This window comes from Sphingomonas sp. LR59 (genome assembly GCF_036855945.1).
Classification (GTDB): Bacteria; Pseudomonadota; Alphaproteobacteria; order Sphingomonadales; family Sphingomonadaceae; genus Sphingomonas.
The window spans coordinates 383,391-404,132 of sequence record NZ_JASPFL010000001.1 but is presented as its reverse complement, the minus strand read 5'-3'; the positions used below and the strand labels follow the sequence as shown (position 1 = coordinate 404,132).

The window sequence follows — 20,742 nt, the reverse complement described above, 5'->3', positions numbered from 1 at the left end:
CGGCGAACTGGGCTGGGGCGGCGACGAGTGAAGCGCCGAGGAGTGAGCAACGGGTGAGGGCTACGATCTGCGGAGACTACATCTGTGATCTTGGAAAAGCGTTCGTTCCGAAACGCCGCCTCCCCGGCGGAGGCCGGGGTCCAGTTGGGAGACGGAGTTAACGATGGAAAGCGCTCCGTTACATCAACCTTGCCAACTGGGCCCCAGCCTCCGCCGGGGAGGTGAAGGTGTTGGAGACCAATCCATCTCGTACCGCCGTTCTCCCGCCAAACCGAGAGAACGGCGCCCAGACTTACTGGTTGTTCTGCCGGTGCAGGAAGCGCGGGATATCGAGCGGATCCTGGGGAGCCGCCTCGCCGTCTTCCTTCGCCGCGCCGCGTGCCGCATTCGACATGCGTTCGAACAGCGTACCACCCAGCTTCACGCGCGGTGCGGCCGGAACCGCCTCGGGCGCTGCCTCGGCCCCGGGAGCGAGCCAGCGGCGACGTGCACCACCCTCATCGGCAGCCGGGGTCGGTACCGGAATAGCCGGCGCGATCGGCGCACGCGCCGGCGGCACGGCCGATGCCGAGGCCGGACGCGCGATCGGACCACGACCATAGGGCTCGTCGCCATAGGTGCGCGGTGCCTGTGCCGCGTAGGTCGGCGAGGTATGCGTATGCGGCGTAGGCGCGGGCGCCGGTGCCGGAGCAGCCTGCGGAACGATCGTCTCGGCGCCGAGCACGAGTTCGTCATCGGACTTCGACGGCTCGACTTCCGACGACGCGTTCAGGTCGAGCGGCTCTTCGTCGGCGGACGAAGCAGCGGGCGCGGCCGACGAGGCGGCAGGCTCGCTCGGGCGGAACGAGGTGTTCTCGTCGGTCTTGCGCGCACCGAAGCTGAACGAACGGGTCGGCTCGGGTGCAACTTCCGGAGGACGCGCATCGGCATCGATACCGGTCGCGACGACCGAGACGCGGATCTTGCCTTCGAGCTCCTGGTTGAACGCCGAGCCCCAGATGATGTTCGCATCGGGATCGACCAGGTCGCGGATGTGATTCGCGGCTTCGTCGACTTCGAGCAAGCGCATGTCGTCGCCGCCGGTGATCGAGATGATGACGCCCTTCGCGCCGCGCATGCTGACGCCTTCGAGCAGCGGGTTCGAGATCGCCTTCTGCGCAGCCTCGAGCGCGCGGTTGTCGCCGCTTGCCTCGCCGGTGCCCATCATCGCCTTGCCCATCTCCTGCATCACCGAGCGGACGTCGGCGAAATCGAGGTTGATGAGGCCCGGCATCACCATCAGGTCGGTGATGCTGCGGACGCCCTGCTGGAGCACCTCGTCCGCCATCGTGAACGCTTCCTTGAAGGTCGTGTTCGCGTTGGCGATGAGGAACAGATTCTGGTTCGGGATGACGATCAGCGTGTCGACATACTTCTGCAGCTCGTCGATGCCGCCTTCGGCCGACTTGGCGCGACGGTTGCCCTCGAACGCGAACGGCTTGGTCACGACGCCGACGGTCAGGATGCCCATGTCGCGCGCCGCCTTGGCGATGACCGGCGCTGCGCCCGTACCCGTACCGCCGCCCATGCCGGCGGTGATGAAGCACATGTGCGCGCCTTCGAGCATCTTGGCGAGCTGGTCGATCGTCTCTTCGGCGGCCGCGCGACCGATCTCTGGACGCGAGCCGGCGCCGAGACCTTGCGTGATCTTGGTGCCGAGCTGGATCCGCTGCGGTGCGGTCGACTGCTTCAACGCCTGCGCGTCGGTGTTCGCCACGAGGAAGTCGACGCCCTGGACGTCGGCCCGCATCATGTTGGCGATCGCGTTGCCGCCTGCGCCGCCGACGCCGATCACCGCGATGCGGGGGGCCAGATCGTCCACTTCGGGACTAAGGAATTCGATGCTCATCGCCGTTCTCCGCACAACCCGGTAGATACGCTACGGCCGGGCCCCTGATTAATCTGTGTGCACCAACGTCACGGCCTGTTCCAGCCGAAATAACGCCAGACGCTTCGAAACTCTTAATAATTCGCGCGCGCCGCCTGAATCAACTTGCGCATCATGCCCATACCCTTTGGCCGATGCACCGTCGTCCGCTGCGGCGCGAGCCCGCGAAGGTCGATCGGGTTGGTCGCCGCATAGAAGGCCAACCCCGCTAGCGTCGCGAACGCTGGTCCGCCATGCGCTTCCGGCAACGCGGTCAGACCACGCGGTCGACCGATCCGCACCGACCGGCCAAGCGCCTGTTGCGCGTAATCGGCGATACCCTTCAGCTCGGCACCGCCACCGGTCAACACGACCTGACGCCCGACCGGCCCCTCGAACTTCAGCTTGGTCAGCGCATTGCGCACCTCGCCCATCTGATGCTCGAGCCGCTGGCGGATCACGCCGATCAGTTGCGCCTTGGTGATCTGCGCGCCCTCGCCCGCGCCGTCCTCAGCGGAGATCGGCATGACCGGGATCATGTCGTGATTATCGCGAGGGCTGGCATTGGCCGAGCCGTGGAAGCACTTCATCCGCTCGGCGTTCTGACGCCGCGTGCCGAATGCGCTGGCGATATCATCCGTAATGTCCGCCGCGCCCATCGGGATCGACGTCAGCCCCACCAGCATGCCGCCCGCGAACAGCGACACGTTGGTGATCCCGGCACCCATCTCGACCAGCGCGACGCCGAGCTCACGCTCTTCCTCGCTGAGACAAGCAAGACCGGTCGCGACCGGTGAGGCGATGATCGACTTCACCTCCAGATGCGCCGACCGCACGCAGAGATCGAGATTGCGCACCGGCGAACCGTCCGCAGCAACGACATGGATATGCACGCCGAGCCGATCGGCATGAAGCCCGAGCGGTGTCTTCACCCCCGTCAGCCCGTCGAGCGTATAGAGCGCCGGCTGCGCGTGCAGCACCATGCGCCCCTGCGGATCGATCGAGTTGCGCCCGGCGGCGAGCAAAGCATCGATATCCTGCTGCTCGACGCGGTGGCCGCCAAGCTCGAACTCGACCTCGGCGACATCGGACACGAGTCCGCCGGCCGAGAACCCGACCCAGACATTCTCGATGTTGATCCCGGCGATCCGCTCGGCCTGCTCGACCGCCTCGCGCACCGCCGCCTCGGTCGTCGCCATGTCGGCAATATAGCCGCGCTTGACGCCGCGGCTCTCGCGCTGGCCGGTGCCAAGCACGATCAGCTCGCCCCCGTCCCCCTTCTGCGCGATCATCGCCGAAACCTTCGACGACCCGATATCGAGCGCCGTGATCAGCCCTTCCGGTGCCACCTTCGCCATGTCATCCCTCCCCGCCCGTTACGTTCGCGCCCGCCGTTTGCGACGGAGTATTCGTCTCTGACGTGCCCGTTGTAGTCGTGCTGGCTGGTGCCGGCACGTCGACGCTGTGCGCCAGGCTCGCGCCCGGTTTGCGCGCGACCAGCTTGGTCGGATCGCGCATGTCGAACCGGATCCAGCCGCGCCCCAGCAACGGCCGCGCCCCATCCAGTTCGGCGAACTTCACCAGCGCACGCGGCGCACCGTCTTCCGGCAGCGCCAACGTTTCGCCACTCTCGAACGTCAGGTCCCAGCGTCGATTGCCGACCCAGGTCGCTGCCTTCACGCGCGGCTTCAGCGCCGGCGCGGCGGCGAGCAGCGTCTGGTACGACGCCTCCTGCCGATCCGCGCCCGGCCCGATGACCAGCGGCAAATTCGGGATCGCATCGGGCTGGACCGGCTCCAGCAGCACGCCCGACGAGATCGATCAGCGTGAGTTGGCCATTGTCCTGCCACACCGCGGCCGGCGTGCGCTCGACGATATCGACCAGCATCGTGTTGGGCAGCCGTCGCGAGACGTGCGCGTCCGCGATCCAGCCATAGCGCAGCAGTTTCTGCCGCACCGCCTCCAGATCGACCGACAGCATCGACGTCTGGTTCTGCTTGTCCTCCAGCGCCACCGCATAGACCGACATCCGGTCCATCCGCTTGAGGCCGGTCACCTCGATCTGCTCGACCTTGAAGCCTGCGCGCCCAGCGCCCTCGGCCAGCGCCGCGCCGATCATGCCAGGGATGCCGACCCACGTCGCCGCCGCGATCGCCACCGCGCCGCCCGCACCGAGGATCGACCAGGTCGCGATTTTCTTCAGCGTCTCCTCGCTGACCGGGAGCATCCCGACCAGCCGGTCCATCACCGACACCTTCTTGACCGCGACCTTACGCCGCGGGGCGGGCCGCTTGGGCGGCGGACCGCGCTTGATCGTGCGGCTCATGGCGCCCCGCTTTGCGCAAGCAGATGATCCGCGAGCGCCTCGTCGACGATCGCCTGGACCAGTTCGGCATAGCTCATGCCGATGTGCCGCGCCTGTTCGGGGACGAGGCTCAGCGGCGTCATCCCCGGCTGCGTATTCACCTCGAGCAGGAACAGCCCGTCGACCCCGCGCTCGTCATCCCAACGGAAGTCCGACCGCGACGCGCCCTTGCAGCCAAGCAACCGGTGCGCTTCGAGCGCAAGGCTCTTGCACGCGTCGGTGATCTCGTCGGGAATCTCCGCCGGGCAGACGTGAACGGTCATTCCATCAGTGTATTTCGCGTCGTAATCATACCAGCCGCTCTTGGGCTTCAACTCGGTCACACCGAGTGCCTTGCCGCCAAGCACCGCGGTCGTCAGCTCGCGCCCACGGATATACGGCTCGGCGAGCAGTTCCTCGAATTCGCCCCACGGGCCCACGCTATCGCGCGCGATCGGATTGCCGTAATTGCCGCTGTCCGTGACGATCGCCACGCCGACCGAGGAACCCTCGTTGACCGGCTTCAGCACGTACGGCCGCGCCATCGGATCACTCTCGAACAAGTCCGCCGACTTGACGATCCGCCCACCCGGCATCGGCACGCCCGCGGGAACGAGCAGCAGCTTGGTGAGCACCTTGTCGATCGCGATCACCGACGTCGCAAGCCCGGAATGCGTATACCGCAGACCCATCAGGTCGAGCAGCCCCTGTACCGAGCCGTCCTCGCCAGGCGTCCCATGCAGCGCATTAAACACGAGATCAGGCTTCGCGTCAGCGAGCCGAGCGGCAACATCACGCCCCATGTCGATCCGCGTAACCCGGTGCCCGAGCGACTCCAGCGCGTCCGCACAGCCATTACCCGACATCAGCGAAACCTCACGCTCCGCCGACCAGCCGCCCATCAGCACTGCGATATGAAGAGGCGCACTCACTGCTCCCCTCCCGCCTGCGGGAGGGGTCGAGGAGGGGTTGATGCAAGATGCCGGTATCTGGACCGCCCTCCCCGCCCCATCCCGCAAGCGGGCGGGGAGGTATTCACCAACCCGCTGGATTTCCCATTCCAACGTCACCCCCGAATGCGCCTTCACTCTGTCCCGTACCTCTTCACCCAGCGCCTCGATCTCCGCGCTCGACGCGGACCCGAGGTTCAGCAGGAAATTGCAATGTTTCTCACTGACCTGCGCGTCGCCGCGAGTCAGCCCCCGACACCCGGCCGCGTCGATCAACGCCCAAGCCTTGTGCCCCTCGGGGTTCTTGAACGTCGACCCGCCGGTGCGCGAGCGGAGCGGCTGCGAAGCCTCGCGCTCGGCCGCGATCCGATCCATCTCCGCACCGATCACGGCTGGCTCGCCGGGCGTGCCGGAGAATACGGCTTCGACCACGACCGCGCCTGCCGGCAGGTCCGAATGACGATAGGTGAACCCGAGCTTCTCGGCGGACCAGACTTCGACCGAACCCTCCCGCGTAACCACGGTAGCCTCGACCAGAATATCGCTGACATCCCGTCCATAAGCGCCCGCGTTCATCCGCACCGCGCCACCAACGGTGCCCGGTATCCCACGCAGAAACTCCAACCCGGCAATCCCTGCATCCCGCGCGGCGCTGGCAACGGTAATCCCCATAGCCCCGGCGCCTGCGCGAACCCGGCCATCCTGTACCGAAACCTTCGCCATAGCCTTGGGAAGTCGCACCACGACCCCAGGCACGCCACCGTCACGCACGATCAGGTTCGAGCCGACGCCGACCGGCAGCACCGGAGTCGAAGGATCCAGCGCTTTCAACAACCCCGCCAGATCCTCAACGTCCGCAGGCCGCACCAGCCACTCCGCCGGGCCACCGGTACGAAACCAGATGAAGTCCGCCAGACTGCCATTAGCCGTCAGAGACCCGCGCAAATCCTCCCCGGCACGGGGAGGGGACCGCCGAAGGTGGTGGAGGGGGCCCGCCCAAAGCGTTACGCTCGCGGAAAGCCCCTCCACCATGCTTTGCATGGTCCCCCTCCCCGTCCCGGGGAGGATCTGCGACGCACCACTCACGCCAGCACCTTCGCGCGCTCAGCGGCGATCGCGTCGGCCAGACCGGCAGCCCACTTCGTGATGTCGCCAGCGCCGAGGCACACGACCATGTCGTCAGCCTCGATCGTCGCCGCCAGTTCCACCGCCAAAGCATCCGCGTCCGCGACCACACCCGCGAACCGGTGCCCGCGCCGCTTCAACCCCTCGACCAAAGCCGCCGCATCGACACCTTCGACAGGCGCCTCGCCGGCCGCGTAGACCGGCGTCACCAGCACGCGATCCGCGTCGTTGAACGCAGTCTGGAAATCCTCCATCAGATTGCCAAGCCGCGAGTATCGATGCGGCTGCACGACCGCGATCACGCGACCCTTCACGCCCTCGCGCGCGGCCGCCAGCACGGCGCGGATCTCGACCGGGTGATGGCCGTAATCGTCGATGATCGTCACGCCAGCCACTTCGCCTACCTTGGTGAACCGCCGCTTCACGCCCCCGAACTTGGCAAACCCCTGCTGGATCGTCGCATCCGCGATCCCCAGTTCCAGCGCCACGCCGATCGCCGCCAGCGCGTTCTGCACATTGTGCCGCCCCGGCATCGGCATCTCGATCCCCGCAATCGTTCGCGTCGCGCCATCCCGCTCGCGCACCACGCAATCGAACCGGTTGCCGCCCGGGATCGGCGTAACCTCCACCCCGCGCACGTCTGCCTGCGCCGAGAAACCGTACGTTACGACCCTACGATCGCGCACCCGCGGCAGGATCCCCTGCACCTCCGGATGATCGAGGCACAGCAGCGCCGCACCATAGAACGGCACGTTCTCAACGAACTCGACGAAGGCATCTTTCACCGCGTCGAACGAGCCGTAATGGTCGAGATGCTCGGGATCGATGTTGGTGACGACTGCGATCGTGCCGTCGAGCCGCAGGAAGCTGCCGTCGCTCTCGTCCGCCTCGACCACCATCCAGTCGCTCGCGCCCAGCCGCGCGTTCGAGCCGTACGAATTGATGATCCCGCCATTGATGACCGTCGGATCGACCCCGCCCGCATCGAGCAAAGCCGCCACCATCGACGTCGTCGTGGTCTTCCCATGCGTGCCGGCGACCGCGACGGTCGACTTCAACCGCATCAGTTCGGCGAGCATTTCCGCGCGCCGCACTACCGGTACGCGCGCGTTGAGCGCCGCCTCCACCTCAGGGTTCGAGCGCACGATCGCGGTCGAGACGACCACCACCGCGGCGTCGCCGATGTTCGACGCCGCGTGACCGATCGCGACCGGGATGCCCTTGTCGCGCAACCCCTGCACGACATAGCCCTCGGCCACGTCCGACCCCTGCACGCGGTAGCCGAGGTTCTTCATCACCTCGGCGATGCCCGACATGCCGATCCCGCCGATGCCGACGAAGTGGATGGTGCCGATATCCGTTGCGACGCCCTTCATGCGAACTGCGCCTTGGGCTTGGAGGGCGCGCCGACCGGAATCCGCGACAACGGTGCATCCAGGCTCTCGACCAGATCCGCCAGATCGCTCGCCGCATTCGGCCGCCCGCAACTGCGCGCACGCCCCGCCGCATTCTGCAACGCCGCCGGATCGAGCCCGAGTTTCTGCATCTGCTTGGCCAGTTCCACTGCGGTAAAGTCTCCCTGCGCGATCGTCCGCGCGCCGCCCGCCCGCGTGATCTCGCGCGCGTTCACGGTCTGATGATCGTCGGTCGCACCCGGCAGCGGCACCAGGATCGCCGGGCGCCCCGCCGCGGTCAGTTCCGAAATCGTCGAAGCACCCGCGCGAGCGATCACCAGATGCGCCCACGCCAGCTGTTCGGGCATATCGGGCAGATACGTCGCCAGTTCGGCCGGAATATGATGCTCGGCGTACTTCGCACGCACTGCGTCGATGTCCTCAATCCGCGCCTGATGCGTCACCTGCAACCGCCGCCGGAACGTCACCGGGAGCATCGCCAGACCGTCGGGCACGACCTGCGACAATATGCTCGCCCCCTGGCTCCCACCCGTCACGAGCACGCGAAAAATCCCATCTTCCTCCAGCAGCGGATACGGTCGCGAGCGCAGCGCCAGCACCGCCTCGCGCACCGGGTTGCCGACCAGGTGCGCCTTGCCCAGCAGCTTCGGCGCTAACCGCTCGGTCGGCTCGGACGACGTCGCGATCGCATCCACGCGTCCCGCGACGAAACGGTTCACGCGCCCCAGCACCGCGTTCTGCTCATGCACCGCGGTCGGAATCTTGTCCGCGAACGCCGCCAGCAACGCCGGCAACGCAGGATAGCCGCCAAACCCGATCACCGCAGCGGGCTTGAACGTCCGGTACAGCTCGCGCGCCATCGCCCGCCCGCGCCACATCTCCCGCGTCGCTCGCGCCCACCCAAGCGGCCCGCCGGTAAAGCGTCCAGCCGGCAGGACATGCGTCTGGATGTCCTCGAACAGCCCCGGAAAGCGCACGCCGCGCGCGTCGCTGACCAGCGCGACGCGGTGGCCACGCTTGGTCAGTTCGGCCGCGAGCGCCGCTGCCGGGACCATGTGTCCGCCCGTGCCACCGGCTGCGAGGACGTAATGCTTACTCATTCACCACTCCAGCGGACGACATAGGGGCTCCGCGTGAGAAACGGATTGCGCCGGGTAAACGCCAGCAGCAACCCCATGCCGACCGACAAAGCGATCATCGACGACCCGCCATAGCTGATGAACGGCAGCGTCATACCCTTTGATGGCGCGAGACCGGTGTTCACCGCCATGCTCACCAGAGCCTGCGCGCCGAACTGCGTCGCGAGCCCGGCGGAGGCCAGCAGCTTGAACTCATCCTGCTCGTCCAGCAGCTTGACGAACACGCGCACGACGATCGCGAGAAAGATCACCGCGATCACCGAACACGCGATCAGCCCGAATTCCTCGCCGATCACCGAGAAGATATAGTCGGTATGCGCCTCGGGCAGCCCGAACTTCGCCGCGCCAGCACCCGGCCCGGTCCCGGTCCAGCCGCCCGCGGTCAGCGTATTATGCGCGGCATTCGTCTGGAAATGGTCGCCCGCGCCCTCGCCCTCGACACCGGGAAACAGGAACGCATCGATCCGCGACCGTGCCACGCCGTAGAACACATACGCGGCGATCAGTCCCGCCGGCGCCATCGCCATCAGCCCGAACAGCACCTTGGCCGGCGTCCCCGCGATCATTAGCAGCGTCATCCACACCGTGCAGAAGATGATCGTCTGGCCGAAATCGGGTTGCAGCATCAGCAGCACCGCGACGCCTGCGGTCATCGCGCCGGTGATCAGCACGGTCGGCAGTTCGGCATCCTTCGCACGCAGCGACAACAGCCACGCGACCGTGACGATAAATAGCGGCTTCAGGAACTCCGACGGCTGAAACTGCGCGAACCCGACGCCGAGCCAACGCCGCGCGCCGTTCGCCTCGACCCCGATGAACGGCGTCACCATCAGCATCAGCACGAACAGCGCACACCCGCCGATCGCCATCCGCCGTGCCATCGAGACGGGCATCATCGACACGCCGAACAGCACCGGCAGCGACACGCCGACCCACATCAACTGCCGCCAGAAATAATAAAGCGGCGCGATCTTGTGATGCTCGCCCGAATAGCGGACCGCGCTCGCCGGGGACGCCGCCGCGACCGCGATCAGCCCGATCGCGATCAGGAACAGCGTCAGCAGCAGCAGCATCCGGTCGATATCCCAGAACCACGTGCCGAGCGGCGACTGGTCGCCGCGCCCGCCGCGTCGCTTCATCTTCGCGACGATCCCGTTCTTCTGTCCGGACACACCCATATCCATGGTCCCAGCGCGCATATCGGTCATGCCAGCGACTCCACCGCAGCGCGGAACGCCGCCCCGCGTGCTTCGTAATCGCGAAACTGGTCGAAGCTAGCACAAGCGGGGGATAACAACACCGTGTCGCCGGGCTTGGCGTTTGCGGCGGCGGCTCGGACGGCAGCGTCGAGCGTGCCGACGTTCTCGACGGGCATAGAATCTTTCAAAATCTCGGCGAACTTCGGGCCAGCCTCGCCGATCGTGTAGGCGTGGACGACGTGGCCGAAGGCGGGCTTGCAGGCGTCGAGGTCGTCGCCCTTCGCGCGGCCGCCGACGATCCAGTGGACCCGGTCGAACGCAGCCAAAGCCGGCGCGGTGCTCTCGGGATTGGTCGCCTTGCTGTCGTCGACATAGGCGACGCCGCCATACGAGGCGATCTGCTGCATGCGGTGCGGCAGGCCGGTGAAACTGGTGAGGCCACGATCGATATCGACCTCGCTCACGCTCAGCGCCTTCACGACGGCAATCGCGGCGAGCGCGTTCTGCGCGTTGTGCGGCCCCTGGAGCGCGGGCCAATTGCCTTGGAACAGGCATACGCCCGGCGCGATCTTGGTGAGATGCTCGCTCTTCGCCGACAGCCCGCGCGCGATCTGCGCAGACGGCGCATCGCCGATGCCGATGACCGCGTCATGCTCGGCCGACTGCATCGCGAACAGCCGCGCCTTGGACGCCGCATAGCCTTCGAACCCGTCATACCGATCGAGATGATCCGGCGTGATGTTGAGCAGCACCGCGACGTCGCAATCGAGCGTCTGCGTCAGGTCGATCTGGTAGCTCGACAGTTCGAGCACGTAGACGCCGCCCTCGGGGAGCGCTTCCTGTTCGAGGATCGGCAGGCCGATATTGCCGCCCATCAGCGTGGGGATGCCGGCGGTCTTGAGGATGTGGTGGACGAGCGCGGTGGTAGTCGACTTGCCGTTGGTGCCGGTGATGCCGACGACCTTGTGCGGGGGAAGGTCGGCTCGGGCCTGCGCGAAGAGTTCGATGTCGCCGACGACGGGGACGCCTGCCGCGCGCGCCGCGGCGGCAAGCGGATGCGTGTTAAGCGGCACCCCCGGCGACACGACCAAAGCGTCGAACCCCGAAAGGTCCTCCAGCGGTGCGACGATCAAATCCTCCCCGGCACGGGGAGGGGGACCGCCAGCCTCAGGCTGGGGGTGGAGGGGGCCATCCGCAAGCGTAACGCCCGGAACAGCCCCCTCCACCAGCAGAGCTGGTCCCCCTCCCCGTACCGGGGAGGATTTCGTCACGCCGAGCCTCATCCGAATCCCAAGCAACAACGCTCGCCTCACCAGCAACAAGCGCCCGCACAGTCGCAGCCCCAGACCGCGCCAGCCCCAGCACCGCATAGCGTTTCCCGCGCCAGGCCTTCGCAATAATCACCGCAACTTCAACGTCGAGAGGCCGACCAGCGCCAGCACCAGCGCGATGATCCAGAACCGGATCACGACGGTCGCCTCGGCCCAGCCAAGCTGTTCGAAATGATGGTGGATCGGCGCCATCCGGAACACGCGCTTGCCGGTCCGCTTGTAGAAGAACACCTGGATGATCACCGACAGCGCCTCGATAACGAACAGCCCGCCGATGATCCCCAGGACGATCTCGTGATGCGCGACGACCGCGATCGTCCCCAGCGCACCGCCGAGCGCGAGGCTCCCGGTATCGCCCATGAACACTGCGGCCGGCGGCGCATTGAACCACAGGAACGCGAGCCCCGCGCCGACGATCGCTCCGCAGAATATCGCCAGTTCACCCGCGCGAGGGACATGCGGAATGCCGAGGTAATCCGCGAACTTCACGTTCCCGACCAGGTACACGATCACCATGAACGCGACGCTGGCGATGATCACCGGCATCGTCGCCAGCCCGTCGAGCCCATCGGTCAGGTTCACCGCATTGCCGAACGACACGATCGTGAACGCCGCGAACACCGGGAAGAACCAGCCGAGATCCAGGTACATGCGCGATGTAAACGGCAGATACAGATGCGGGCCGTTCTGCGACATGATGATCGTCGCGGCGATCCCGGCGATCGCGAACTCGAGCAGCAGACGCGTCCGCCCGCTGATCCCCGCGGTGCTGGCTTTGCGCACCTTGTCGTAGTCGTCGAGGAACCCGATTGTCCCGAAGCCGAGCGTCACGAACACGCACGCCCACACATACGGGTTGCTCAGGTCCATCCACAGGAAGATCGCGAGGCACATCGAGGTCAGAATCATCAGCCCGCCCATCGTCGGCGTGCCGCGCTTCGACAGATGCGTCTGCGGACCGTCAGCGCGGATCGGCTGCCCCTTGCCCTGCCGCACGCGCAACCAGCCGATGAACTTCGGCCCGATGATAAGGCCGATGATCAGCGCGGTCGCGACGGCACCGCCGGTCCGCACCGTCTGGTAACGGATGAGGTTCAGCAGGCCGGGAAACCCCAGATGCTCGGCGAGCCAGTACAACATTCAGTTAATCCCGCCTTTGAGGCCAGCCTGGAGACCCGCTACGACGCGCGTGAGGCCAACCCCGTTCGATCCCTTGACGAGCACGACATCGCCCGGCGCCAGGATCGTCCGTAACGACGCGAGCGCGGCCGCAGCGTCGCCCACATGGACGGTTTCAATCTGTCCCTCAAGCACCTGCGCTAACGGTGCCATCGCTTCACCGACGAGCAGCGCCATTTCGACGCGCGCGGCGAGAATGGGCTCGGCCAGGGCGGAGTGATAGTCGTCCGAGCCCTCGCCCAGCTCGCGCATCTCGCCGAGCACTGCGATGTGCCGGCCCGGCTCGTGACCGAGCACGCTGAGCGTCGCGCGCATCGAGGCCGGGTTGGCATTATAGCTCTCGTCGATCACCACCGCCTGGCCTTCGCCGACCTCGACGAGCGACCGCGCGCCGCGACCTTGCAGCCCACCAAGCTCGGCCAGCGCGAGCCCGGCCAGCCCGAGGTCGCCCCCGGCTGCCTGCACGCACGCCAGCACGCCAAGCGCATTGGACACCCAGTGCGCGCCGGGGTGCGCGATCGTGAAGCTCAGCTCATGCTCCGCCCCCTGCCCCATCCGCGCAGTGACGAACGTCCCGCCGGTCGGCAGCCGCATCGCTTCAATCGCGCGGACATCGGCGCCCTTCTCGCTGCCGAACGTGACGATGTGCGCGGCATGTGGCGCAGCATGGCCGAGCAGCCGATCGCGGTGAGGGCTGTCATAAGGCACGATCGCCGTTCCGCCCGGTTCGAGTCCGGCAAAGATCTCCCCCTTCGCATCGGCGATCGCGCTTTCGTCGGGGAAGAACGCGGTATGCGCGGGCGCGATCGCGGTGATCATCGCGATGTGCGGCCGGACGAGCTGGGTCAACTCGGCGAGTTCGCCGGCATGGTTCATCCCCATCTCGAACACGCCGAACTTCGCGTCGCGCGGCATGCGGGCGAGGCTGAGCGGGACGCCGGTGTGGTTGTTGTAGCTCTTGACCGACCGATGGACCTCGCCGGGGGCTGCGCGGTCGAGGCAGGCGAACAGCGCTTCCTTGGCGCTGGTCTTCCCGACCGAACCAGTCACGCCGATGATCTTCGCGGACGAGCGCGCGCGGCTGGCGGCGCCAAGCGCGTTTAATGCGGCAAAACTGTCCGCCACGAGCACGTGCGGGTGGTCGCAGGGTTCGGAGACGATCGCGCCCGCCGCGCCTTGTGCGAAGGCCTGATCGAGGAACAGGTGTCCGTCGCTGGCCTCGCCCTTCATCGCAACAAAGAGATCGCCGGGCCCAACTTCGCGCGAGTCGAACGCAACGCCAGTGACGGCGAAGTCACCAGACGCCACACCACCGGTAGCCGCTGCGATCTCGGCCGAGGTCCAGAGACTCACTGCTCCCCTCCCGCCTGCGGGAGGGGTCGGGGAGGGGCTGACAAAACAGACCGGACGCCAGTACGTACGTCGTGCCCTCCCTAGCCCCTCCCGCAAGCGGGAGGGGAATGACGACGTCGTACCCCTCACGCCGCACACTCCCGCGCCACCGTCACGTCGTCGAACGGCAGCACCATGTCCCCGACGATCTGCCCCTGCTCATGCCCCTTGCCCGCGATCAGCACGATATCCTCCGGCCCGGCCTCCCGCACCGCAGCGCCGATCGCCGCGCGCCGGTCGCCAATCTCTTCAGCCCCGCGCGCGCCCTTCAGGACGTCGCAGCGGATCGCGCGCGCGTCCTCGGTCCGGGGGTTGTCGTCGGTGACGATCACGCGGTCGGCGTGTTGCACCGCGACCTGCCCCATCGTTTCGCGCTTGCCGGTGTCGCGGTCGCCGCCCGCACCGAACACCACGATCAGCTTTCCGCCAGCATGCGGTTTGAGCGCGGCGATCGCGGCTTCCAACGCGTCCGGGGTGTGGGCATAGTCGACGTAGACCGGGGCACCCGACTTCGCGATTACTGCCCGCTCCAGCCGCCCACGCACCGGCTGCAACCGCGCGAGGTTGGCGATCGTCGCGGCCACGTCACCACCGGTCGCAATCACCAGCCCGGCCGACACCAACGCGTTCGCCGCCTGGTAGGCGCCAATCAGCGGCAAGGTGACCTTGTACGTCTGGCCATCAGCCTCGATCGTCAGCCCCTGCCCCAGCAAAGTAGGATCGCGCCCGACCAGCCGCAACGTCTCGCCCTGCGTCCCAACCGTGATCAGCCGGTTGCCACGCTCCCGCGCCAGATCGATCACCCGCGCCGATTGCGGATCATCCGCCCACACCACCGCAGCGCCGTCCGTCGACAGCACTTCGGAGAACAACCGGATCTTGGCGGTGAAGTACGCCGCCATGTCGCCGTGATAGTCGAGATGGTCGCGGCTGAGGTTCGTGAACGCCGCCGCGGCCACCTTGAGCCCCTCGGTCCGATACTGCGTCAGCCCGTGGCTCGACGCCTCGAACGCCAGATGCGTGACGCCCTCCCGCGCGAGCCCCGCCACGTTCGACAGGAACGTCACCACGTCCGGGGTCGTCAGTCCGGTCGTGACGCGCTCATCGGCGGTCGTAACGCCAAGAGTGCCGATCGAGGCCGCGTGGAATCCCGCCATCCGCCAAAGCTGCCGGGTCATCTCAACGCAGGACGTCTTCCCGTTGGTCCCGGTAATCGCCACCGAAGTCTCGGGAAACGGCGCGAAGAACTTTGCGGCCAATTGCGCGAACCGCTCCCGAGGATTCCAGTCGGCGATGTACGTCGCACCCTCGACCGTCAGCCCAGGCCGCGCCACCACGGCAATGGCTCCAGACCGGACCGCGTCGGCGATGAAATCCTCGCCATTCACGCGCGCGCCTTCGAATGCGCCGAACACCGTGCCCGGCGCGACCTTGCGGTGATCGATCGCGAACCCCGTCACCTGCGCTTCTTCCGTCCCGTCGGTCAGCGCTGCGAGTTTCATGCAATAGTCCTCATTGCCCGGTCGGCTGTGTACGCGACGGGTCCTGCCACAAAGTCGGCAGGATGTCAGACTCGTCGATGTCGCGGTGCGCGTCGGGCACCACGCCCAGGATCGCCCCGACGCGCGAGATCGTCCGTCCGACGACTGGTGCGGTGTTGTACGCCGCAGTCTTCCACCCGCCTGTCTCCTTGGTGCCGAGCGGAGAATCGAGCATCGCGAGCACGACATACCGTGGTCCATCCATCGGAAACGCCGCGGCAAACGTCGCGACGTTGCGCGAATGATCATACCCGCCCGACACAGCGGCCTCGGCCGTCCCGGTCTTGCCACCGACGCGGTAGCCGGGCGCATCGCCCTTGCGACCCGTGCCGCGCTGCACGATCAGCCGCAGCATCTGCCGCATCCGCGCGCTGGTCTGCTCGCTGATGACGCGACGACCGGCAACCGCATGCCCCGGCGCGACCTTCAGCAACGTCGCCGGCCGCCAGATCCCGCCATTGACCAGCGCCGCATACGCGCTCGCCAGATGCAGCGGTGTCACCGCGATGCCGTGGCCATAGGCGGTGGTCATCGTCGTCGTCCGCGCCCAGTATTTCGGCCACAACGGACGGCCCTTCTCGCGCAGTTCGATATCGGGCTTGGTATCGAAGCCAAGTTTCTTGAACATCGCCTGCATCTTCGCAGGCCCGACCTCGTCGGCGACACGCGCAGTGGCGATGTTCGACGAGTAGATCAGTGTCTCGGCCATGTTCAGCCAGCGCTTCGGATCGCCGCGCTCGTCGTGGATCGTGAAGCGCCCGACCTGAAGCGGATGGGTCGCATCGAAGCGCCGCGCGAACGACGTCACCACGCCGGTATCCATCGCGGTCGCCATCGTGATCGGCTTGAACGTCGAGCCAAGCTCGAACACGCTCTGCGTCGTGATGTTGCGGAGCTGTTCGCTGCCCGACATGCCAACGCGGTTGGGGTTGAACGTGGGCAACGAGACCATCGCGATCACTTCGCCGGTCGCGACGTCGAGGACGATGCCGCCTGCACCACGCGCGGAAAACGTCGTCATCGCGCGGCCGAGTTCGCTCTCCATCGCCGCCTGGACGCGGTTGTCGAGCGACAGCGCGACCGGCGTACCGTTGAGCGCCGGGTTGGTCAGCCGCTCGTCGAGCACGCGCTCCATCCCGCTCATGCCGTGGCCCGCGGTCGACAGGAAGCCGAGCGCATGCGCCGCCATCGTCGACTGCGGGTACAGCCGCTGCGTGTCGCGGTCGAACACGATCGCGGGCTCGCCGATCGCGTTGACCTGCTCGACCAGCGCCGGCGACGCGCGTCGCTGGAGATAGATGAAGCTCTTCCCCGACGTCAGCAGCGCATAATAATGCGCTTGGTCGCCCGCCTCGGGCATCAGCGCGGCAAGCTTGCTGGCGATCTCGGTCGGGTCGCCGATCAGTTTCTTGGGATGCACCGCGATCGTCCAAGCGTCGATCGTCCGCGCCAAGGGCGCGCCGTTGCGATCGACGATGTCGCCGCGTGCCGCAATCGCCGCCGAGCGCGCCTGCGGATCGGCGAGCGACGCCTGCACCGCCAGCATCCCGAGCCGCCCGACCACCACCAGCACCGCCGCTCCGAACAGGAACATCAGCATCATCAGGCGCGTATGCGCCGTCGCCACCAGTGCATGACGCTGGTTGGCGCTACGTTGCTGCGAGACGGGCCGGGCGACCAAGGCGGTCACCGCCGCTTACGGCTCTCGGAGCGAGCGCCGCTCATGATGTCGCCCAGCGTCGTGTCGGACAGGAGCTTGCGGTCGAGCATCGCAACCGCCTGCGGGCGGACCTTCGCGACGGCGGCGAGGCGTTCGGTCTTGGCGGCGCGGACCAGCGCGGCCTCGGCCGAGCGCGGCGTCGACACCGACGCGCGGATCACGACCGGCTTGAGCGCGGTCTTCGAAGCAGCCTGGATCGCGACGTTCATCGCGCGCGGTGCGCTAACCTGCGCCATCTGCACCGGAGCAAGCTTCACCACGGCAGGAGCAGCGGTGACCGGCACGATCGACGTGGAGACGACGGACCCCGCCCCCGACGGCACGAGCAGCGCGGCGGTCTGGACCCCGTCGGCGCGCAGGCTGTTGACGTCGAGCGCCGCGAGCGCGGCCTCGCTCACGACGAACTGCCCCGCGGTCGGCGCCGACAGCGCCAGCGTGTCGCCGTTCCAGCGCTCGAGCTGCGCGAGGTTGCCCCGCGTGTCGAACTCGGTCTCGAGCGCACGGATGTCGCGCTGCGCGGAGCGTATCTGACCATTGACCGCCTCCAGCTTCTTGCGCTCGGCGGCGACCTGCAGCGACACGAGGTAGAAACCGAGCACGACGGCCACGCAGCCCCCGAACCAGCCCACACCCTTCATCCGATACGCCGCCGTCATGTCGTCACCTCTTCCGTCCAGGGTTGCGCGGAGGTCCGCCGCGCCGTCCGTAATGTCGCCGAGCGCGCACGCGGGTTGCGTGCGATCTCGGCCTCGCCGGCGCGAACACCGCGGCCGACATGAGAAAAACTAGGTTCCGCAACGGCTTTCACCTGCGGAAGATGACGCGAACCTGAAGGAGAGCCCCGGACCGCGTGCGCAGGAAGCGCTTCACCATCCGGTCCTCGAGGCTGTGGAACGTCACGATGGCCAGGCGCCCGCCGGGCTTCAGCACGCGCTCGGCCGCCAGCAATCCGTCGGCGAGTTCGCCCAGCTCACGGTTCACATGGATCCGGATCGCCTGGAACGCCCGCGTCGCTGGATCCTTCTTGTCGTGCGCCTTGTAGCCGAGCGCACGGCGGACGATGTGCGCCAGCTCGCCGGTGCGGGTCAGCGGACGCGCGGCGACGATCGCACGCGCGACACGCCGCGACTTCGGCTCGTCGCCATATTGGTACAGCACGTCGGCGATCTCGTTCTCGTCCGCCTCGTTGACGAAATCCGCCGCCGACATGCCGGCCTGCGCCATCCGCATGTCGAGCGGGCCATCCGACTGGAACGAGAAGCCGCGCTCGGCCTGGTCGAGCTGCATCGACGACACGCCGATATCGAGCGTCACGCCGTCCACCGGCGCGAGGCCACGCGCTTCGAGTTCGGATGCCATCGCCGAGAAGTCCGCGGCGATCAGCGTCAGGCCTTCCTCGGCCTCTTCCATCGCGCGACCATTGGCGATCGCGTCTGGATCGCGGTCGAACGCGACGATCCGCGCGCCCGACTTGAGCAACGCCAGCGTGTAGCCGCCTGCGCCGAACGTGCCGTCGACCATCGTCTCGCCGGGCTCAGGGGAAAGCGCGGCCAGGACTTCGTCGAGCAGGACGGGGATATGCGGAGCATCAGGGCCGCTCACAGCTGCACCCCTTCTCGGCCATGTAAAAGCGCGCCATCTCCTTGACGACGGGGGGCATGCCGTCGGTGGCGATCAGCGTCGCGGGGTCCCAGATCTCGATATAGTCGAGCACGCCATAGAAGAACGCATGGCCCTTGATGCCGGCGTAGAAGCGCGGGAACGCCGGCATGATGAAGCGACCGGAGCCATCGAACGGCACCGCTTCGCCCGACGCGGCGGCGCGCTTGATGTTGTAGTCGTATTCACCGTTCTCGGACGTGTTCTCGGATTCGCGGCGATCGAGGCGCTCGGCGAGGATGTCGACGTAACCGGGATCATACGCGACCAGGCAGCGATTCTTCTGATGCGCGCCGATGATGATGGTCCCGCCGTCCTTGCCGTTCGCCTTGGGCGCATTTGCCGAGAGCATCGTGCGGAGTGCCGAGGGGATGGCTACCCGGCCCTTGTCGTCGACAAGGCCGATACCGTCTCCTTGATAGCGACCCCGTACCGACACGCCAAAACCCTTCGAAATGGCGCACACGCTTCACCATCTCGAAACGCGGCCATCGCCGCGTCCCGACCGCGCTTTCAGCTAACGGTGAACGTGCCCCTGTATTAACCTCCATCTACCATAGAGCTTCGGGGACGCAACGGGATTTTTGGGGATTGTAGGGATTTGCGACGAGTTTCGCGCGTCGGTTTGGAGGAATTCCGTGCAGATCGGATTCCATCGGCGTGGTGGTGGCGATCTGAGCGGGGGATTTTCGGGGATAGGGTTATATCGGTGCGTGCAAGCCAGCGTACCCCGTCGCCCAGGTCCGCCCTCACCCAGCCACCATCACCCAAAAATCCGTCACCCCAGCGAAAGCTGGGGTCTCATCGCAAGGCGTGCGCCATCTGCCCCGCGGGAGACCCCAGCTTTCGCTGGAGTGACGAGCTAGGCCTAGGTGACGAGCTAGGTCGAGGTGACGAACCGGGCCGCGACGTCACCCGGCCATGCCCTCACCCAGCCATGTCTCACCCGGCCATGCCGCCACCCGGCCACGCCGTCACCCAACCACGCCACCACCCCGCCATCCGTCACCCCAACCATCCGTCACCCCAGCGAAAGCTGGGGTCGCATCGTAAGGCGTGCGTCGTCTGCCTCGCGGGAGACCCCAGCTTTCGCTGGGGTGACGAGCTAGGCCTAGGTGACGAGCCGGGCTGCGACGTCACCCGGCCATCACTTACTTAGCCAGGTCTCACCCGGCCATGGCCTCACCCATCCATCCGTCACCCAACCACCCGTCACTCAACCACGCCGTCACCCAACCACCCGTCACCCCAGCGAAAGCTGGGGTCTCCTCGTGAGGCGCGCATCATTTGCCCCACGGGATACCCCAGCTTTCGCTGGGGTGACGGATGGTGGGTGACGTGACAAGACGGGCCGTGGCGACGAACCGGGCCAAGGCCGCGGGCTGGATCGGGGCACTGGGCTGATCGAGCGACGAGTCAGCGTCAGATCTGGCGCAACCGTTCACCAACGGATCGAGAAGGCGTTTCAAATCGATCGCGAGGCCCGCTAAACCGAAATTGCGGTCACAACATCAGGCGCAAACCCTATGGCGCAGGCGCCTGGGCGTTCGCGCTCGGGGCCACGCCCATCTCGGCCAAAGGCTCCCCCGCGCTCTTCGTATCGATCACGTTCGAGACCGCCATGTTCGCCACCACATCCGCTTGCGCCGTCCCCGCGGTCGCGACCGGACGCTCGCGGCTGGCCGATCCGATGATCGCACTCGCAAGGCCGATCAGAAGCACGACCGCAGCCAGGCCGATCATCCCGACCTTGATGCGCTGCATGCTCTGCGAGGGTTCATGGTTTAGCTTCATCTTGCCGCGCCAGGATACCCGACCACCGCGCCGCTGTCGATTCCCGCG

Annotated in this window: 14 protein-coding genes and 3 pseudogenes; all 17 read right to left on the bottom strand. The window is 66.9% G+C overall.

Annotated features, from left to right (window positions below):
- Nucleotides 1-292: 292 nt before the first annotated feature.
- Complete coding sequence (gene ftsZ, locus QP164_RS01950; RefSeq protein ID WP_132897833.1) at nt 293-1,888, bottom strand: cell division protein FtsZ; 1,596 nt, start codon at nt 1,886-1,888, stop codon at nt 293-295.
- Nucleotides 1,889-2,001: 113 nt separating this feature from the next.
- Complete coding sequence (ftsA, locus tag QP164_RS01945) at nt 2,002-3,264, bottom strand: cell division protein FtsA (RefSeq protein ID WP_132738761.1); 1,263 nt, start codon at nt 3,262-3,264, stop codon at nt 2,002-2,004.
- A gap of 1 nt (nt 3,265) precedes the next feature.
- Nucleotides 3,266-4,232, bottom strand: a pseudogene (locus tag QP164_RS19690) (cell division protein FtsQ/DivIB).
- Nucleotides 4,229-5,152 carry a D-alanine--D-alanine ligase gene (locus tag QP164_RS01930; RefSeq protein ID WP_443027465.1) on the bottom strand — a complete coding sequence of 308 codons (924 nt, stop codon included), beginning with the start codon at nt 5,150-5,152 and terminating at the stop codon, nt 4,229-4,231. The pseudogene QP164_RS19690 and the gene QP164_RS01930 overlap by 4 nt, the downstream one beginning before the upstream one ends.
- Nucleotides 5,153-5,302: 150 nt before the next feature.
- Nucleotides 5,303-6,232, bottom strand: a pseudogene (murB, locus tag QP164_RS01925) (UDP-N-acetylmuramate dehydrogenase); the annotation flags it as partial.
- A 50-nt stretch (nt 6,233-6,282) separates the two neighbouring features.
- The gene (murC, locus tag QP164_RS01920) at nt 6,283-7,701 is read right to left on the bottom strand and encodes a UDP-N-acetylmuramate--L-alanine ligase (protein ID WP_133018789.1); all 1,419 of its coding nucleotides are present in this window, start codon (nt 7,699-7,701) and stop codon (nt 6,283-6,285) included.
- Nucleotides 7,698-8,840 (bottom strand): undecaprenyldiphospho-muramoylpentapeptide beta-N-acetylglucosaminyltransferase, encoded by a 1,143-nt coding sequence (gene murG, locus QP164_RS01915; RefSeq protein ID WP_056486645.1) that lies wholly within the window; start codon nt 8,838-8,840, stop codon nt 7,698-7,700. The genes murC and murG overlap by 4 nt, the downstream gene beginning before the upstream one ends.
- On the bottom strand, nt 8,837-10,018 hold the full coding sequence (locus QP164_RS01910) for an FtsW/RodA/SpoVE family cell cycle protein (RefSeq protein ID WP_435368401.1): 1,182 nt from the start codon (nt 10,016-10,018) through the stop codon (nt 8,837-8,839). The genes murG and QP164_RS01910 overlap by 4 nt, the downstream gene beginning before the upstream one ends.
- Nucleotides 10,019-10,083: 65 nt before the next feature.
- A complete protein-coding gene (gene murD / locus QP164_RS01905; protein WP_333924157.1) occupies nt 10,084-11,211 on the bottom strand; it encodes a UDP-N-acetylmuramoyl-L-alanine--D-glutamate ligase in 1,128 nt (375 codons plus the stop codon).
- Between the two features lie 267 nt (nt 11,212-11,478).
- Nucleotides 11,479-12,549 (bottom strand): phospho-N-acetylmuramoyl-pentapeptide-transferase, encoded by a 1,071-nt coding sequence (gene mraY / locus QP164_RS01900; protein WP_332797461.1) that lies wholly within the window; start codon nt 12,547-12,549, stop codon nt 11,479-11,481.
- Nucleotides 12,550-13,941 carry a UDP-N-acetylmuramoyl-tripeptide--D-alanyl-D-alanine ligase gene (locus QP164_RS01895; RefSeq protein WP_333921942.1) on the bottom strand — a complete coding sequence of 464 codons (1,392 nt, stop codon included), beginning with the start codon at nt 13,939-13,941 and terminating at the stop codon, nt 12,550-12,552.
- Nucleotides 13,942-14,066: 125 nt separating this feature from the next.
- Nucleotides 14,067-15,482 carry a UDP-N-acetylmuramoyl-L-alanyl-D-glutamate--2,6-diaminopimelate ligase gene (locus QP164_RS01890; RefSeq protein ID WP_333921941.1) on the bottom strand — a complete coding sequence of 472 codons (1,416 nt, stop codon included), beginning with the start codon at nt 15,480-15,482 and terminating at the stop codon, nt 14,067-14,069.
- Nucleotides 15,483-15,492: 10 nt separating this feature from the next.
- The gene (locus tag QP164_RS01885; RefSeq protein ID WP_333921940.1) at nt 15,493-17,211 is read right to left on the bottom strand and encodes a peptidoglycan D,D-transpeptidase FtsI family protein; all 1,719 of its coding nucleotides are present in this window, start codon (nt 17,209-17,211) and stop codon (nt 15,493-15,495) included.
- On the bottom strand, nt 17,208-17,897 hold the full coding sequence (locus tag QP164_RS01880; protein WP_056060249.1) for a hypothetical protein: 690 nt from the start codon (nt 17,895-17,897) through the stop codon (nt 17,208-17,210). Before QP164_RS01880 ends, QP164_RS01885 begins: the two co-directional genes overlap by 4 nt.
- Nucleotides 17,894-18,843 (bottom strand): annotated as a pseudogene (gene rsmH / locus QP164_RS01875) (16S rRNA (cytosine(1402)-N(4))-methyltransferase RsmH). The gene QP164_RS01880 and the pseudogene rsmH overlap by 4 nt, the downstream one beginning before the upstream one ends.
- Nucleotides 18,830-19,339 (bottom strand): division/cell wall cluster transcriptional repressor MraZ, encoded by a 510-nt coding sequence (locus QP164_RS01870; RefSeq protein ID WP_333921939.1) that lies wholly within the window; start codon nt 19,337-19,339, stop codon nt 18,830-18,832. Before QP164_RS01870 ends, rsmH begins: the two are co-directional and overlap by 14 nt.
- Before the next feature lie 1,085 nt (nt 19,340-20,424).
- Entirely contained in the window at nt 20,425-20,694 is a 270-nt protein-coding gene (locus QP164_RS01865; RefSeq protein WP_243693430.1) for a hypothetical protein, read from the bottom strand.
- Between the last annotated feature and the right edge of the window lie 48 nt (nt 20,695-20,742).

Bases quoted from the DNA above. Each gene is read 5' to 3' on its own strand.
- QP164_RS01930 (WP_443027465.1), bottom strand. From the start codon at position 5,152: ATGGGCGGCTGGTCGGCGGAGCGTGAGGTTTCGCTGATGTCGGGTAAT.
- QP164_RS01880 (WP_056060249.1), bottom strand. From the start codon at position 17,897: ATGACGGCGGCGTATCGGATGAAGGGTGTGGGCTGGTTCGGGGGCTGC.
- mraY (WP_332797461.1), bottom strand. From the start codon at position 12,549: ATGTTGTACTGGCTCGCCGAGCATCTGGGGTTTCCCGGCCTGCTGAAC.
- murG (WP_056486645.1), bottom strand. From the start codon at position 8,840: ATGAGTAAGCATTACGTCCTCGCAGCCGGTGGCACGGGCGGACACATG.
- QP164_RS01890 (WP_333921941.1), bottom strand. From the start codon at position 15,482: ATGAAACTCGCAGCGCTGACCGACGGGACGGAAGAAGCGCAGGTGACG.
- ftsZ (WP_132897833.1), bottom strand. From the start codon at position 1,888: ATGAGCATCGAATTCCTTAGTCCCGAAGTGGACGATCTGGCCCCCCGC.
- ftsA (WP_132738761.1), bottom strand. From the start codon at position 3,264: ATGGCGAAGGTGGCACCGGAAGGGCTGATCACGGCGCTCGATATCGGG.
- QP164_RS01910 (WP_435368401.1), bottom strand. From the start codon at position 10,018: ATGAAGCGACGCGGCGGGCGCGGCGACCAGTCGCCGCTCGGCACGTGG.
- QP164_RS01865 (WP_243693430.1), bottom strand. From the start codon at position 20,694: ATGAAGCTAAACCATGAACCCTCGCAGAGCATGCAGCGCATCAAGGTC.
- murC (WP_133018789.1), bottom strand. From the start codon at position 7,701: ATGAAGGGCGTCGCAACGGATATCGGCACCATCCACTTCGTCGGCATC.